The 17,162-nt window shown below is 45.6% G+C and carries 15 protein-coding genes; 1 reads left to right on the top strand and 14 read right to left on the bottom strand.

All coding sequences use genetic code 11. The features are described 5' to 3' along the window. Window positions 1–175 precede the first annotated feature (175 nt). From mazG to rlmD, 3 genes are all read right to left on the bottom strand, one after another. Window positions 176–979 carry a nucleoside triphosphate pyrophosphohydrolase gene (gene mazG / locus FKN88_RS13555; RefSeq protein WP_154170132.1) on the bottom strand — a complete coding sequence of 268 codons (804 nt, stop codon included), beginning with the start codon at window positions 977–979 and terminating at the stop codon, window positions 176–178. Between the two features lie 128 nt (window positions 980–1,107). Beyond that, on the bottom strand, window positions 1,108–3,327 hold the full coding sequence (relA, locus tag FKN88_RS13550; RefSeq protein ID WP_004394308.1) for a GTP diphosphokinase: 2,220 nt from the start codon (window positions 3,325–3,327) through the stop codon (window positions 1,108–1,110). Window positions 3,328–3,392: 65 nt separating this feature from the next. After that, on the bottom strand, window positions 3,393–4,715 hold the full coding sequence (gene rlmD, locus FKN88_RS13545) for a 23S rRNA (uracil(1939)-C(5))-methyltransferase RlmD (protein WP_306687547.1): 1,323 nt from the start codon (window positions 4,713–4,715) through the stop codon (window positions 3,393–3,395). Between the two features lie 223 nt (window positions 4,716–4,938). Here rlmD and barA point away from each other — a divergent pair, with 223 nt between their 5' ends. Then, entirely contained in the window at window positions 4,939–7,725 is a 2,787-nt protein-coding gene (gene barA / locus FKN88_RS13540; RefSeq protein WP_306687546.1) for a two-component sensor histidine kinase BarA, read from the top strand. Window positions 7,726–7,747: 22 nt separating this feature from the next. On the opposite strand, the gene acpS is transcribed toward barA, so the two are convergent. The 11 genes from acpS to rpoE form a co-directional block, all read right to left on the bottom strand. Continuing rightward, entirely contained in the window at window positions 7,748–8,140 is a 393-nt protein-coding gene (gene acpS, locus FKN88_RS13535) for a holo-ACP synthase (protein WP_154170125.1), read from the bottom strand. Window positions 8,141–8,146: 6 nt separating this feature from the next. Then, window positions 8,147–8,878 (bottom strand): pyridoxine 5'-phosphate synthase, encoded by a 732-nt coding sequence (pdxJ, locus tag FKN88_RS13530; RefSeq protein WP_154170123.1) that lies wholly within the window; start codon window positions 8,876–8,878, stop codon window positions 8,147–8,149. Then, a complete protein-coding gene (gene recO / locus FKN88_RS13525; RefSeq protein ID WP_004394321.1) occupies window positions 8,875–9,600 on the bottom strand; it encodes a DNA repair protein RecO in 726 nt (241 codons plus the stop codon). Before recO ends, pdxJ begins: the two co-directional genes overlap by 4 nt. A 142-nt stretch (window positions 9,601–9,742) precedes the next feature. Further along, a complete protein-coding gene (era, locus tag FKN88_RS13520) occupies window positions 9,743–10,708 on the bottom strand; it encodes a GTPase Era (RefSeq protein WP_004394322.1) in 966 nt (321 codons plus the stop codon). Continuing rightward, window positions 10,701–11,378 carry a ribonuclease III gene (rnc, locus tag FKN88_RS13515; RefSeq protein ID WP_154170121.1) on the bottom strand — a complete coding sequence of 226 codons (678 nt, stop codon included), beginning with the start codon at window positions 11,376–11,378 and terminating at the stop codon, window positions 10,701–10,703. The genes era and rnc overlap by 8 nt, the downstream gene beginning before the upstream one ends. Before the next feature lie 37 nt (window positions 11,379–11,415). Beyond that, window positions 11,416–12,312, bottom strand: a complete 897-nt coding sequence (gene lepB, locus FKN88_RS13510) for a signal peptidase I (RefSeq protein ID WP_004394329.1) — start codon at window positions 12,310–12,312, stop codon at window positions 11,416–11,418. 84 nt (window positions 12,313–12,396) lie between these two features. Continuing rightward, entirely contained in the window at window positions 12,397–14,190 is a 1,794-nt protein-coding gene (lepA, locus tag FKN88_RS13505; protein ID WP_154170735.1) for a translation elongation factor 4, read from the bottom strand. A 113-nt stretch (window positions 14,191–14,303) separates the two neighbouring features. Continuing rightward, the gene (locus FKN88_RS13500) at window positions 14,304–14,774 is read right to left on the bottom strand and encodes a SoxR reducing system RseC family protein (RefSeq protein ID WP_154170119.1); all 471 of its coding nucleotides are present in this window, start codon (window positions 14,772–14,774) and stop codon (window positions 14,304–14,306) included. Continuing rightward, window positions 14,771–15,733 (bottom strand): sigma-E factor regulatory protein RseB, encoded by a 963-nt coding sequence (gene rseB, locus FKN88_RS13495; protein ID WP_154170117.1) that lies wholly within the window; start codon window positions 15,731–15,733, stop codon window positions 14,771–14,773. Before rseB ends, FKN88_RS13500 begins: the two co-directional genes overlap by 4 nt. Further along, window positions 15,730–16,356: a sigma-E factor negative regulatory protein gene (locus tag FKN88_RS13490; protein ID WP_306687544.1), complete on the bottom strand. Its 627-nt coding sequence runs from the start codon at window positions 16,354–16,356 to the stop codon at window positions 15,730–15,732. Before FKN88_RS13490 ends, rseB begins: the two co-directional genes overlap by 4 nt. A gap of 31 nt (window positions 16,357–16,387) precedes the next feature. Then, the gene (gene rpoE / locus FKN88_RS13485) at window positions 16,388–16,960 is read right to left on the bottom strand and encodes an RNA polymerase sigma factor RpoE (RefSeq protein WP_040903842.1); all 573 of its coding nucleotides are present in this window, start codon (window positions 16,958–16,960) and stop codon (window positions 16,388–16,390) included. Between the last annotated feature and the right edge of the window lie 202 nt (window positions 16,961–17,162).

Raw genomic sequence — 17,162 nt, 5'->3', positions numbered from 1 at the left:
CGGGATAAAACTATACCAGAACCCATTTATCGCCACAACGTGAAATCTATCACACTCAGTTTTTTATTTTTTGCTTCAAATCAAACAGATTGAAGTCGGTGCTTTTTCTTTGCTCACCACGGTTGATTAACTCGCTCAAAATGACGCAGTGAGAAGATCCATGCGATACATAGAGTCAACGAACCTTTTTCTCTTGTCGTTTTACTTGTTCCCATAACGCATCTAACTCGTTTAATGTCAAACTGGTTAGTGGCTGCTCAGCTAATGATGCTAATTGCTCTACGGCTTGAAAACGGCGTACAAACTTATGATTGGCTTTATTTAAGGCCAGTTCAGGATCCTTACCTAAATGACGAACCAGATTAACCGTCGCAAACAGTAAATCCCCAAGCTCTTCTTCTACCTTTTGCTCATCGACGGGCACTTGCAGCACTTCCGCCATCACCTCATCCAACTCTTCCTGCACCTTCTCCGCCACAGGGCCGACACTTGACCAATCAAAACCAAATTGAGCGCATTTCTTTTGGATTTTATTAGCCCGCGACAAGGCCGGTAAAGCTTGTGGTATTGAGTCTAGAATACTTTGTTCTGTTTTGCCTGCTTGCTGCTTTTCTTTATGTTTTTCGGCCTGCCAATGGGCAGCCAGTTGCTGCTCATCGGCAAACTTTGCGTCAGAAAAGACGTGCGGATGACGGCGAGTGAGCTTTTCATTGACGGTGTCTACCACATCAGAAAACTCGAATAATCCTTGCTCTTTAGCCAACTGGCTATAAAAAATCACTTGGAACAATAAATCGCCGAGCTCTTCTTGTAAGTTAGGCCAATCTTGCTGGACTATCGCATCGACGACTTCATAGGTTTCTTCGATGGTATGCGGAATAATCGTTTCAAAGGTTTGCTGTTTATCCCATGGGCAGCCATGCTCTTTATCACGTAACTGCGCCATAATCTGTTCAAGTTGTACAATAGGATGAGACATACTTTCTCTTTACTGATACGTAATAACGAGGCCAATGAGCATCATCGCACCTCGTTATTGATTAAGGGCTAATCAGCGACATGGCGCCATCGCCATCGCCACTCACACTGATCGGCGTAGGTCGTGGTTCAGCCCAATCGTTTGACGAGCATAACGTCTTTGATTTGCTCCGTGCGCTTCATGATCCGCTGTAGAACTTCAACACTATTGACCTCTAACTCAAAGTCCATGATCGTTAATTGACGTTTATAATCACTGCGGTTTTTCATGCTGATCACTTTCACTTTCTCGTTAGCCAGTAATGTGGTGATGTCTTTTAATAACCCGCTGCGTTCCATCGCTTCAATCCGTAACGTCAAGCGATAAGTTCCCACAAAACCTCGCCCCCAAACCGTTTCAATGATGCGTTCAGGCGCATGGTGACTGAGTTCTTCAAGCTGCTCGCAATCGCTACGATGTACCGAAATACCACGTCCTTGAGTGATATAACCGCGAATATCATCACCAGGAATCGGCTGACAGCAACGAGCAAGATGGGTCATTAAATTATCCACCCCTTGCACCACGACGGCATCCTTGTGAGTGGTTTGAGTGGTGGTCGTTTTTACTTCACCGGCTAATTTTTCTAAGGCGATCTTATCTTCTTCTTCAGCGGTGGGCTTATTCACTAATGCATTGATATGATTAATAATTTGATTGATGCGCAGATCACCACTGCCAACACCAACGTAAAGCTCATCGGCGCTATTAACATTAAAGCGCTTTAACGCGTACGCTTCGGCATCTTTTAACTTAGCGCCAATTTTTGCCAATTCGTTTTCGAGAATTTCACGTCCCGCTTCGAGGTTTTTCTCTCGGCTCTGTTTACGAAACCAAGCGTTGATTTTGGCTCGAGCCCGACCAGAATGCACAAAGCCCAGTGATGGATTTAACCAATCACGAGAAGGATTAGGCTCTTTAGCGGTAATAATTTCTACCTGATCTCCCATGTGTAATTTATGGGTAAACGGCACAATTCGCCCTGCCACTTTAGCGCCAATGCAGCGATGACCTACTTCTGAGTGAATATGGTAAGCAAAATCGAGCGGTGTTGCGCCCATCGGTAAATCGACGACGTCACCACGCGGCGTAAAGGCATAGACCCGATCGTCAAAGACTTGACTGCGCAGTTCATCAAGCATTTCCCCTGAGTCGGACATCTCTTCTTGCCAATCAAGCAGCTTACGTAGCCAGGTGATTTTTTCATCATAACCACTACGAGCCGTCGATGCGCCTTCTTTATATTTCCAGTGCGCGGCAACGCCAAGCTCAGACTCTTCATGCATCTGCTTAGTTCGGATCTGAATCTCAATGGTTTTGCCTTCGGGGCCTAAAATCACCGTATGAATCGACTGATAACCATTAGGTTTCGGATTGGCCACATAGTCGTCAAATTCGCCCGGCAAGTGTTTATATTTAGTATGCACAATGCCTAAAGCGGCGTAACAGTCTTGCAATTTATCAGCGATGATCCGCACCGCGCGCACATCAAACAGCTCATCAAACGCGAGGTTTTTCTTCTGCATTTTGCGCCAAATGCTGTAGATATGCTTAGGACGACCACTCACCTCAGCATTGATATTCAATGCTTGCATCTCTTGGCGAAGATCATTGACGAAATCACGGATGTATTGTTCACGGACAATACGCCGCTCAGAGAGCTGTTTAGCGATTTGTTTATAAGTATCTGGTTGTTGATAACGAAACGCGTAATCTTCAATTTCCCATTTTAACTGACCAATCCCCAAACGGTTCGCTAGTGGCGCATAGATATTGGCGCACTCTTTAGCTGCGGCGCGACGCACTTCATCAGGCTGGTCTTTTACTTCACGTAAATTGCAAATTCGTTCTGCTAACTTAATGACTACACAACGAAAATCATCAACCATCGCCAACAACATACGGCGAACATTATCAACTTGTGCCGACGCTTCACTGCCTTGCATGGTGATATTGAGTTGCCCAATCGCTGCCATCTCTTCAACACCATGAATCAACTTGATGATCTCTTTGCCGTAATGCTCTTCGAGTTCTTCTTGATCCAACAAACCGCTGGTGGCAATCGGAAACAGTAGCGCTGCCACTAAGGTGGGTTTATCCATCGACAAAGTGATCAATATTTCGATCATTTCCCGTCCACGCCATAGCAACATTGGACCTTGAGAGTGCCCCTCAAGCCAATGATCACACTGACGATAGACTTCCATCAGTCTCGCCGTCGTTTTGCTATCTTGCTGCAAACTAGCAATCCATTTTTCTAGTTCAAACTGTTCGTCTGGGTTTAAATGTGCGCTACGAACCGCAACCATAGGGATAATCCTAATTTTTAGATTTTAGGGTATCGACTGACTTTCGCTCCCGAAAGTTCAGCCGCTTACCGATTTTTTACAAACAGAGCCATCGATTCTAAATGACTAGTATGAGGAAACATATCAAGCATAGCCAATTTCGCCAAATGATAACCTTGATTGAGTAAGCTTTGGCTATCACGCGCTAAAGTTGCGGGGTTACACGAGACATAAACAATACGTTGAGCCGATAATTGTCCCAACTGTTCAACAATCCCTGCTGCGCCCGCTCGCGCCGGATCAAGCAGTATTTTATCAAACTTTTCAGCCGCCCACGTTGCCTTGGTCATATCTTGTTCCAAATTGGCTTGGTAAAAGGCGCTATTATTGATCTGGTTCAAATGAGCATTCTCACTGGCCACTGAAACCATCTCATCGACGCCTTCAACCCCAACCACATAGTGAGCAATGCGTGCCAGCGGTAAACTAAAATTGCCTAAGCCACAAAAGAGATCAAGCACTCGGTCATTGGCTTGAATCTCTAACCATTCGATAGCTTGGTCAACCATGCGCTGGTTGATGGATTGATTAACCTGAATGAAGTGAGTGGGCAAAAAATGCATCGTCACTCCCGTCTCTTGATAGTAAGGCGTTTCACCTTGCACATGCTCCAACGGGTGATCATCGGTCAACAAATACAATGCCAATTGATGACGCTGAGCGAATTCAGACAAACGTTGCTTATCGGCACTCGGTAACGGCGCTAAATGGCGCAATAAAAGCACACTGGTATTATCGGCTTTGATCAACTCAACATGCCCCAGTTGTTCTGGCTGCTTAAACCCACTCAGTAAAGGTTTTAACTCAGCTAAGCATTGATTAAGATGAGGTTCAAGGACTGGGCAATCCGTCACATTGACAATACTTTTACTCTGTTTACGCCGAAACCCAACCTGCAATTGCCGTGTTTTTTTATCCCACCATAAACTGAGTCGCGCTCGGCGACGGTAGGCTTTATCTTCATCAATGATCGACGCTGACAATGGTACCGCTTGCTTAGCGAACTTACTCATTAAATGGCTAAGAGTTTGCTGTTTATGAGTAATTTGCGCTTCACGAGAGAGGTGCTGTAAATCGCATCCGCCACACTGCTGATAATATTGGCAAAATGGCACGACGCGTTCGGGACTAGGGGCAAGCACCTTGATAAGCTTTGCCCGCGAAAATTTACTTTTACTTTCAGTGATTTGAATCACAACTTCTTCACCAGGCAAAGCTCCATCAATAAAAATCGGTTTGTCTTGCTGATACGCAATCCCCGCGCCAAGATGATCCAGCTTAGTCACCATGACTGACTGATGTTTAGATTGAATCGAGGTGTTCTTCTTCGCTTGGAAAAAACGTGCCATGCTCTGTGCCTAAGTGTGATTTATAAAAAGGTTTTTGCCCCAGCATCACTATTCTGTGTGGGGAAGATTGTCGAAGCCATTACTCTTGCATTAAGCTATAGTGGCTTAGCGTTGTAGGTAGACAACCGCCGTCTGACTCAACCACGATAGCGACTTATTGAATAGCTTCGCCACTGTAATGCGGGTTATTTTCCCATATCCACACCACGATGTTTAGACAATAATGACCAAATATGGCTTACGTGCGCGTGTTATTACCCTGACTTTAGCACCAACCTTAATTATTGGGTTACTGCTTAGCGCTTTATTCTCATTCAATCGTTACCACGATTTGGAAATTCAGGTTCTCAATTCTGGGGCAAGTATCATTGAACCACTGGCGATTGCCAGCGAAGAAGCGTTAAAAAACCAAAGTAGAGAATCGGTACGACGGATCATTAGTTATGCTCATCGTAAACATTCCAAATTAGTACGCAGTATTGCAGTGTTTGATGCTCGTCATGAGTTATTTGTTACCTCCAACTTTCATCCCAACTTTGAAAGCTTGATGTACCCTAAAGAGCAACCGATCCCCGTCCTCGGCAGCGCTCAGCAACATGATAACACCCTGATTCTCCGTACACCGATTTTGGCAGAAAGTCGCCTACTCGAAGATAATACCAACAGCGCGCGATCGGTACCGGTACTGGGTTATATTGCCATTGAATTAGATCTCTCCTCGTTGCGTTTACAACAATATCAAGAGATTTTCTCCGCCTGCTTAGTATTAATTATGGGCTTAGTGCTCTCTAGCGTTTTCGCCGTTCGCCTCATGCACGACGTGACCCGTCCCATTACCCATATGAAAAACATGGTTGACCGCATTCGGCGCGGCCATTTAGATGTTCGAATTGAAGGGAAAATGCATGGTGAGTTGGACTCGCTACGTAAAGGCATCAATGCCATGGCGGTCTCGCTATCCGAATACCATGTAGAAATGCAACACAGTATTGATCAAGCCACCTCAGATCTGCGTGAAACCCTTGAGCAATTGGAGATCCAAAACGTTGAACTGGATATTGCCAAAAAACGCGCTCAAGAAGCCGCTCGAATTAAATCTGAGTTTTTAGCCAATATGTCACACGAACTGCGTACTCCGCTCAATGGGGTGATCGGCTTTACACGTCAAATGCTGAAAACCCAGTTAACCAACAGCCAAACCGACTACCTACAAACCATTGAGAAATCAGCCAATAACTTATTAACCATCATTAATGACATCCTTGATTTCTCAAAACTCGAAGCGGGTAAGCTCGCTCTGGAAAATATTCCTTTTGAATTTCAAGAAACCTTAGAAGAAGTGGTTAATCTCCAGGCCACCAGCGCCCATGAAAAAGGCTTAGAAATCACGCTCAAAGTTGATCCAAAGATCCCGTTAGGCCTCGTCGGCGATCCACTGCGCATTCAACAAGTCTTAACCAATTTAGTCGGCAACTCGATTAAGTTTACCGAACGTGGCAACATTGATATCAGCGTCGAAATGCGCTCACAACGGGATGATATGGTTGAGTTGCAGTTTATGGTCCGCGACACCGGAATCGGCATTTCAGAACGTCAGCAGGCCCAGCTCTTCCAAGCCTTTAGTCAAGCGGATGCGAGCATTTCGCGTCGTTACGGTGGCACAGGTTTGGGCTTAGTCATCACGCAAAAGTTAGTCGGGCAAATGGGCGGCGAAATCAGTTTAACCAGCCGGCTGCATCAAGGTTCGACATTCTGGTTTACGCTGCGTTTACCTGCGACAACCATGCCAATCAGTGATTGGGTCGATCCGCAGGCGCTATTAGATAAACAGTTATTACTTGTTGAACCTAATATGCAGGCCGCTTCTATTGTTCAGCAGCAGTTAGTGCAAGCCGGGTTAAGCGTTACCTATCGCTCATCGATGCCTGAAGAATCGGAACACTACGATTATATTTTACTGAATTTATCGCCAACGAAAGAAACCGACAGCACCATCGTGGAGCAATGGATTCAACAAGCACTGCAATCTGCACCACATGTCATTATTGGTACACCAAGTACCGAGCTGGCATTGGCAGACCAACTGATGAAGCATTATCCGGTACAATGCGTCACTAAACCGTTGTCACGCCGCAAACTATTGCAAACCTTATTAGCTCATCAGCCGACACGAGCGACGCCTATCGAGCAACCGCGTGAAATAGATAAACTGCCCTTGACCGTGATGGCGGTTGATGACAACCCAGCCAACTTAAAACTGATCAGCGCCCTACTGCAGGAAAGGGTTGCACAGGTGGTCACTTGCAGCGATGGAATAAGCGCAGTGGAGCAAGCGACGCTGCGCGCCTTTGATATCATTTTAATGGATATTCAGATGCCACATATGGATGGGGTTAGCGCTTGTAAAGCAATTAAACAGTTACCGCTCAATGCCACCACACCGATTATTGCGGTAACCGCACACGCCATGGCCGGAGAGCGAGATCGGCTGCTAAAAGCGGGCATGGACGATTACCTAACCAAACCGATTGAAGAGCATATTTTACAACAAGTACTGGTGCACTGGAGTCCAACCCACTTAACTCATGGTGTAGAGAAACTTCCCTTGAGCCACCATCAAGCAGAGCCGATCCTCTCGCCCCACTCTACCGCCAATCTATCCTCTTCAATGGTGATTGATTGGCCACTGGCCTTAAAGCAAGCCGCAGGCAAAGAAGACTTAGCTAAAGAGATGCTACAACTGTTGGTCAATTATCTTCCTGATGTTATTCAAGTGGTGAATCAAGCACAGCAAGATGATCAATATGCGTTAGACGATTTACTGCATCATATCCATAAACTACACGGTAGCTGCTCTTACAGCGGTACGCCATCACTAAAAGCCATCTGTGCAACCTTGGAACACATGTTGCGCTCAGGGAGCCAACTCAGTGATATCGAACCAGAATTATTTGAACTGCAAGATGAAATGGAGAAGCTACTCAGCGAAGCGCCACAATACCTTCACTAGTACGCGTAGTGGAGATAGGCGGTTAATTCGAAGGCACCAATGACTCAAAAATCACCGTAGCGACAGCATAATGTCGCTCATCGGAAAGCGATAGATGAATGGATGTGACTTGCATGGCTTCGGCGAGTTGCTTCGCTCGCCCATGCAGAATTAGATGAGGTTTACCTTGGGCATCATTGGTAATTTGAAAATCATGGAACGTGACACCATTGGCGATCCCAGTACCTAAGGCTTTGGCCGCCGCTTCTTTGGCGGCAAAACGTTTGGCTAAAAAGCGCGCGGGCTGTTTTAAAGCCGCACATTTAACCTGCTCTTCAGGGGTGAGGATCCGCGCCGCAAAGGCACTACCACTGCGGGTAAGCACCTTCTCAATGCGTTCAATCTCAGTAATGTCTGTGCCTAAGCCTACAATCATCGACGATTAACGACGTACGTTATCCATGATGGCTTTCATATCTGCAACCGCTTTACTCAAACCATCAAACACCGCTCGGCCTACAATCGCATGACCAATGTTCAGCTCATAAATTTCAGGGATAGCAGCAATTGCCGCTACGTTGTGGTACGTCAAACCATGTCCGGCATTGACCGTAATACCAAGATCGCTGGCGTAGGCTGCTGCTGCCGCGATTTTTTTCAATTCATTTTGCTGTTCTGTCTCATTAGAGGCTTCTGCATAATGCCCAGTGTGCAATTCAATAAAAGGCGCACCGCATGCTTTCGCGGCGTCAATTTGCTCACGATCGGCATCGATAAATAGAGAGACTTTAATTCCTGCAGCGGTCAATTTTTCGGTCGCGGCTTTCACTTTCTCTAACTGTCCTAGTACGTCCAGACCGCCTTCAGTGGTCAGCTCTTCACGCTTTTCTGGTACCAAGCAAACAAATTCAGGCTGAGTGTTTAAAGCGATTTCGAGCATCTCATCGGTCACCGCCATCTCAAGGTTCATCCGCGTTTGCAAGGTTTCGCGCAAAATACGCACATCACGGTCTTGAATATGGCGACGATCTTCTCGCAGGTGAATGGTAATGCCATCCGCTCCCGCTCGCTCAGCGATCTCTGCCGCATGCACAGGATCAGGGTAACGGGTACCACGCGCGTTACGTAACGTGGCAACGTGGTCAATATTGACACCTAAAAGAATTGAGCTCATGTTTCTATACTCCGTGCTCTAGATAGCGTTGTGGGTCGGAATAACTCCCGACTTTTTAAAGGTTTGCCGCCAAGATACGGCTTTAAGGCGATACGTGTAAAGCGCTTTGCGGCTTGCAATTGATTTTTGGTGGTAAAGCGTCGCTCACTGATCGCAATCAGCTCATCGCCATAAAAGGTTAAATTATCGCGTCTTACCGATGCAATAAAGCCTTTTTGTTCACGATAACGATAGGTCATCGTCGGAGTGATTGGCTCACCGGTGCCCGCACAATGTAAAAAATCAACGCCATAGCCAAGAGAGGACAATAATGCCAGTTCGAAACGACGCAAGGCTGGCTCAGGATTATCACTTTGCGCTAACTCAGTCAGCGCAAACAAATAATCATGAAATAGTGCGGGACTGGGAACGTCATTCGCTAAGACCCGGCCAACCAATTCATTGACGTACATCGCCGAGTAGAGACTGATGCCACTTAAAGGAAGACCTAAGCTTATCGACTCAGCCTGACGTAATGTCTTCATAGTGCTGTTGCCAGACCATTTCAGCAATAGTGGAGTAAACGGCTGTAAAGCGCCTTTAAGCTGAGAGCGCTTGCCACGAGCCCCCTTCGCCATCAACGTTAATCGACCATACTCTTCACTAAATACATCTAAAATTAAGCTTGATTCGCTATAAGGACGGCGATTAAGGACAAAGCAACGCTGAAAACCATCAATCATAACGACACCAACCACTCCAATCAAAGTACAGCGTAGAAGGCCAAATGTACGATGCAAAGAGCCGCATAAAGCGACTCTGTCTTATTTGTTAAGCTCATTGTGGATCATCTTCTGGTGCGCCGTTTAACCCACCAGAAACGATTTATAAATCGTCAATATAGCCTAATGAACGTAAAGCTCGCTCATCATCAGCCCAACCAGATTTCACTTTGACCCACGTTTCTAAATAGACTTTACGTCCAAACAACTCTTCCATATCGAGGCGGGCTTCACGACCAATGGTTTTGATTTTCTCACCCTTTTTACCAATGACCATTTTTTTCTGGCCAATCCGTTCGACCAAAATCAGGGCATTAATATGGAAACCATCGGTTTCTGGGTTGTAATCAAAACGCTCAATCTCTACGGTAACCGAGTAAGGTAATTCCTCCCCCGTAAAACGCATTAATTTCTCGCGGATAATTTCCGAAGCCATAAAACGCTGTGAACGATCGGTCACATACTCTTCAGGGAAATGGTGCGTTGCTTTCGGTAAATGATGACGAACATGCTGATGGAGCACATCAATATTTTTCCCCAACTTAGCCGAAATAGGCACAATATCGACAAAGTTCATCAAGCTGGAAAGATCCTGCATGTGTCGCATCACATCGTTACGATCTTTGACGTTATCGACCTTATTGATGCACAGCACGACCGGAAAATTGGCTTGACGCAGTTTATTGAGCACCATCTCATCATCGGCAGTCCAGTGCGTCCCATCCACCACAAACAGTACTAAATTGACATCACTGAGTGAGCTACTGGCGGCACGATTCATTAAACGGTTGATCGCCCGCTTTTCTTCAATATGCAGCCCGGGAGTATCAACATAAACCGCTTGATAATCGCCCTTGGTGTCTACACCCATAATACGATGGCGAGTGGTCTGTGGTTTACGTGAGGTAATGGAAATTTTTTGCCCAAGAATATTATTTAACAGCGTCGATTTACCAACGTTAGGGCGACCAACAATAGCGATAAAACCACAGTGTTGGTTATCCGGTGATGAGCTCGGTTGTTGATCTGATGAAAAGTACGCATCAATATCGAATTCTTTATCAGCCATGGTTTAATTGCTCCAGAGCGGTTTCAGCCGCTGCTTGTTCGGCTTTACGTCGGCTAGTGCCTTTACCTATAACGGGTGTGGCAATGCCAGCAACATCACACGATACCGTAAACTCTTGGTTGTGTGCTTCCCCTTTAATATTAGTCACAATATAGATAGGGAGCGGGCTACGTTTACCTTGTAAAAACTCTTGTAAACGCGTTTTAGGATCTTTTTGCGATACGCCGGGTTTGATGGCATCTAATCTCGGCTGATACCAATTTAAGATAATCCCGCGCACCATCTCGATATCACTATCCAGATAAATCGCACCGATAATCGCTTCTACGGCATCAGCTAAAATTGAATCACGACGAAAACCGCCGCTTTTCAGTTCACCTGGACCTAATTTTAAGTAATCTCCCAAGCCAAATTCTCGGCCTAACTCCGCAAGGGTATTTCCGCGTACGAGTGTGGCACGCATGCGGCTCATATCACCTTCATTGATCTTAGGAAAGCGACGATATAATTCGTCAGCAATGACAAAACTTAAAATTGAATCGCCCAGAAACTCAAGACGTTCATTGTGTTTACCATTGGCGCTACGATGGGTAAGCGCCAATTCCATAAACTCGGGATCATTAAATTGATAACCGAGTTTGGGTTCTAATCTACTAATTGGAGAATTCATGCTCTCTCGATGTGTTACGGGTCAGCGAAATGCTGACCTAATTAATGCCACCTATACGATTAAATCGCACTCCGGTTGGGATCCAAGCTGGCAAGATGCTATCTGCAGATCGTTCAAATTCAAAACTGATCCAAATAGCAACGGCTTTACCCACTAAGTTTTCTTCTGGTACAAAGCCCCAAAAACGGCTGTCAGCACTATTGTCACGGTTATCACCCATCACAAAATAGTGCCCTTGTGGAACAATCCACTCATTAACACCCGCGCGAGGTTGATAATCTCGAATATTATCCATCCGTAACGGGTTAACTAAAATACTGTGTGCCTGCTGGCCCAGCTGTTCATCCATCTGCATTAATGGAATATTATTCTGTACAAATTCGCTTTCAAGCACATTAGATAATTTCACCGTTTGGCAACGGGAATCTTGTTGAGTCTGAATGCAAATCTCTTTCGTAGGGCTGTAGCGAACAATATCGCCCGGCATGCCAACCACACGCTTAATATAGTCAATACTTGGGTTAGGTGGGTATTTAAATACCACCACATCGCCGCGCTCAGGCTTGCCAGTTTCCACTAATTGTGTGCGCCATACAGGATCTTTAAGACCATAGGCGTATTTTTCAACCAGAATAAAATCCCCAACCAATAACGTTGGCATCATCGAGCCGGATGGGATTTGAAATGGTTCAAAAATAAACGAGCGTAATACTAAGACAAAAGCGATCACTGGAAAAATCGAGACCGCATTTTCTACCCACCAAGGTTGTGGCGCGATTTTGCTAACCACTGCCGCATCAATCCCATTGGTTTCGTTCTGCACTTGAGCTTGTTTTTGTAGACGTTTTTTTGACCACAGCCACTTTTCCAACGCCCAGATGATCCCGGTCACGAGAGTAACGATCACCAAAATGAGTGAAAATGTATTCGCCATTGACTTCCCTTATCTAAAAATACGAAAGTGAAAGGGCCAAGACCCTTTCACTTGAGAGCAAATGCTGAACGCACGAGTAAAAGATTAATCTTTACCTACGTGCAAGATAGCCAAGAACGCTTCTTGTGGTAACTCTACGTTACCAATCTGCTTCATGCGTTTCTTACCTTCTTTCTGCTTCTTCAACAGTTTTTTCTTACGGCTAATATCACCACCGTAACATTTCGCTAATACGTTTTTACGTAACTGCTTAACCGTTGAACGGGCAATAATATGGTTGCCAATCGCCGCTTGAATTGCGATATCAAACATCTGACGAGGAATGAACTCTTTCATTTTCTCGACCAACTGACGACCACGATTTTGAGCAAGATCTTTATGGGTGATAATTGCCAACGCATCGACTTTCTCTCCGTTAAGGAGTACATCGACTCGAACCATGCTCGATTCTTCAAAACGTTGGAAACCATAATCCAGTGATGCATAACCACGTGATGTCGATTTCAAACGGTCAAAGAAGTCTAAAACCACTTCTGCCATAGGAATATCGTAGGTCAACGCCACTTGATTACCATGATAAATCATATCCACCTGAGTACCGCGTTTTTCAATACATAAGGTGATCACACTACCTAGGTAATCCGATGGCACTAAGATATTACAACGCGCAATCGGTTCACGAATTTCTTCTATGTCATTGATCGCTGGTAATTTCGCCGGACTATCAACGTAGAGTGTCTCTTTATCAGTTTTAAGCACTTCATAGACAACGGTTGGTGCCGTCGTGATCAAGTCCAGATCGTACTCACGTTCTAAACGCTCTTGGATGATCTCCATGTGCAGCATTCCTAAGAAGCCACAACGGAAACCAAACCCTAGCGCCGCAGACGTTTCTGGTTCATAAAACAGTGACGCATCATTGAGGCTCAATTTACCCAAAGCATCACGGAAGTTTTCATAATCATCCGATGAAACAGGGAAAAGTCCTGCGTAGACTTGTGGTTTTACTTTCTTAAAACCCGGTAATGGCTTTTCACTGCCATTCTTGGCGAGCGTTAATGTATCACCAACAGGAGCACCTAAAATATCTTTAATGCCACAGACGACCCAGCCTACTTCACCACAACCCAATCCGTTGGTATCCACCTGTTTTGGAGTAAAGATACCAATTCGATCCACGCCCCAGATTTGGCCAGTGCTCATGACTTTGATCTTGTCGTTTTTCTTCAAGCTGCCATTTTTGATACGCACTAAAGAAACCACACCAAGGTAGTTATCAAACCAAGAGTCAATGATCAACGCCTGTAAGGGTGCCTCAGGGTCCCCTTCTGGTGACGGTATTTGAGAAACAATTTTCTCTAATACATCATCGACACCTAAACCGGTTTTAGCGGAACAACGAACGGCATCGATCGCATCAATCCCGACAATGTCTTCGATCTCTTCCGCAACCCGCTCAGGCTCAGCCGCTGGTAGATCGATTTTATTAAGGATCGGCACCACTTCGAGATCCATTTCAATGGCCGTGTAACAGTTAGCCAAGGTTTGAGCTTCAACCCCTTGACCAGCATCCACCACCAACAGGGCACCTTCACAAGCGGCAAGGGAGCGCGATACTTCATAAGAGAAGTCAACGTGTCCCGGAGTATCAATAAAGTTAAGCTGATAGGTTTGGCCATCTTTAGCGAGATAATCGAGTGTCACACTCTGCGCTTTGATGGTGATACCACGTTCACGCTCAAGATCCATGGAATCAAGAACTTGCTCTGACATTTCACGCGAGGTTAATCCGCCACAAACTTGGATTAATCGGTCAGATAACGTCGATTTACCATGGTCAATATGGGCGATGATCGAAAAGTTACGAATGTGCTTCATAGGCTTGGGATGACTAAACTCTTTGCTGATTAGGGAATAAGAAACGCCACCGAAGTGGCATTTCATTTAAGTTGGCCGATTCTACCCAATTTCGCTAGGCTTCGCACCATAATTTAGGCGATCGGCTCACCAAGGACACGCAGCAAGATCACCTGCTGTGATGAGTCATTTTCTAACTGAGTAGAAAAATATTTTGCAATCACAACGCCTAAGCCCATAAACAGTAGCGCACAAGCAATCACGATGCCTTCCGATGCCCCTAACAATGACGCAAACCACAGTTCTCCCAATACCGCTCCCACAATCATCATCAATAGTGGGACTAAGTAGACCAAGGCTGCCGACTGCAGCAGGCTTTTTTCGGGTAAACCAATCTCGACGATTTGTCCGATGGTGACTGGTTTATCGGTCACTAAGCGCCAAAATAAGGCTTTATTGCCTATCGCTTTTGAGACAATACCTGTTCCACAGCTTTTAACCGAAGCACATTGGTTACAGCTGGTTTGCTGATCACAACTCAACGCAACGAGATAACCACTGGGTTGGGGCTTTACCTCAGTCACGGTGGCTAGCGCGGTCATCATGGTGAGACCTCAGTACGACTAAACGTGATCGATTGAGCAATACGCTGCGCAGTTGCTGGAGGAATATCACCGACCACGGAAATTTCGTTATCGCCATTAATCACACTGTGTAAGGTACGTCGACCTTGCCGAACCAACTGGCCTTTGAGCGAATGGTCATCACGAACAGAGACATACACAGAAAAATTAAACAGACCGTCGGAAAACATCTGGCTCTCGACTAAACGCTCTGTCATCGCCATCCGATAGCGATTTAGCTCAAGAGGTTGAAACCCATCAGGCTTCCAACCCACGGTCCAAAAAGTTTGCTGAATATTACCTTTAGGCAATGACAACACTTCAGGCAGTTGAACCTTATTCAGTCCAGACATCAGCGTAGCTAATTGATCATTAATTGAATAAGAAATAGTGCGGTACTGCTCAAGCACTTCTCCATCACGATCGACTAAATCGGCACGTAAAGGCAGCGAACTGTGCTCATCTATCCACAATACATAGGAATAGCGCAAACCATCTTTAGGAACAATCCGTAATACTTGGCAGGCCGCCCCTGCTTCACGAGCGCGTCCCATCTTAACAAAATCGTAGTATTGACCAAGCTTAGCGACATCACTGTTGAGCATCGGAATGGTTGGCGCGACCATAGTGCCAGATTCAATCGTAAAAGGCTCAACACCGGGTTCGATGTAGCTGACTTCGTTACCACGGCGAATCACTTCTCGTACAGGACCGCTCAGATAAATTAAATGTGCAAACTGTTGGTCATCTTGCCGTGCGTGACGATACAGCAAAGGCTCAATGCTGTTTTTCTTCAGCAGAATATAAGAGAGTTCATAATTAAGATGCTGACTTGCGTCGTTCATCTGATGTAACAAAGCCTCCGCAGATAATTCCTCTGCAAAGGCCTGAGTTACATGCAAACTGAACAGTGCCAGCACACTGATCAGGATTTTTTTCATTCCACTACCGGTTCAGTTAGGTGAGTGTGAGGGGCTAGATTATCACTGTTTAATCTTAGCTGTAGTTCGTAATCTTGCAGTAACGCATTAATTCGCCGACGCTGCTCTTGCATGCTGGCTTCATTACTGGAGTGTCGATTGACGGAATCACGCGTCAAACTCACTGGCTCAGCGCTGCCTGAAAATGGGATTGTCTGTAAAACCGGAATTTGATCATCTTGCGCGCCAACAGTATCGCTGCCACCGTATTGCTGAACACCAATAATCACCGCTAACGACACACTGGCCGCAATCGCCACTTGTCCAAGCTGACTAAGCCAAGCAGGCAACTGACGACGAGCTTTTTGCGCTGAAGGCTGCTCCTCAAGTCGAGGCTCAGCAGATTCACTTGTTGTGACGGCGCTTAACCGAGTATGAGCTGGTTCATTTTCTAGAGCGAAAGCGACTCTTCCAGCAATATTCCATTCTGAACTCACGGGGGCATCGCCACGCATGACATCACCGATCAAGTGGTAGTTTTTCCACGTATCGAGACTTTCATCATCGTGAGCGATCGTTTGTAACAACGATTTATCGACCACTTCGCCATCCATAAGCGCTGAAAGCTTTTCTTTGTCAGCCATTATTTTCACCATGTTTATTGCTCATTATCGGTTACAAAAGCGGTTTAATCCGCTTTTCAACCGCTTCACGAGCACGGAAGATACGAGAACGCACCGTACCAACGGGGCAATCCATGACTTCGGCGATCTCTTCGTAGCTTAAACCTTCCAGCTCTCGCAACGTCATCGCAGTTTTTAAATCTTCAGGCAACGCCTCTATCGCATTAAACACCGCCTGCTTCAACTCTTTGGACAGCGTAATGTTTTCAGGGTTCGATATTTCTTTTAATGCATTATTAGTTTCGTAAAATTCAGCGTCTTCAGCATCAATATCATTCGCGGGTGGCCGGCGGCTTTGAGCGACGATATGATTTTTCGCAGTATTGACAGCAATGCGATATAACCAAGTATAAAACGCACTCTCACCGCGAAACGTCGGAATCGCACGATACGCTTTAATAAACGCTTCTTGTGCGACATCGGGCACGTCTCCAGCGTTGCTCACATACCGCGAAATAAGATTGCACACCTTATTTTGGTATCTCAACACCAAAAGATTAAATGCCTGCTTATCTCCGTTCTGAACTCGCTCAATCAACACTTGATCGGTCAGCTGCTCGTTCATTCGAGCGGTTACTCCTATTGTTATCCCCCTACCTTCTCAGATATGGGCTCTAATTATGCAGAATGCTTGCTTGACACCACTGCTTACATGAGCACTATTGTGACTCAATTACACACAGAAAGTTCAATGCCAGGTAAAATTTTCCTTTACGCTGCGCATTATGCTGTAATGAACAACGGATACCTAAGTTAGATTACTTGAG

The sequence above is a fragment of the Vibrio sp. 2017_1457_13 genome, assembly GCF_030851525.1.
Classification (GTDB): Bacteria; Pseudomonadota; Gammaproteobacteria; order Enterobacterales; family Vibrionaceae; genus Vibrio; species Vibrio metschnikovii.
This window is presented reverse-complemented; position numbering and strand designations above follow the sequence as displayed.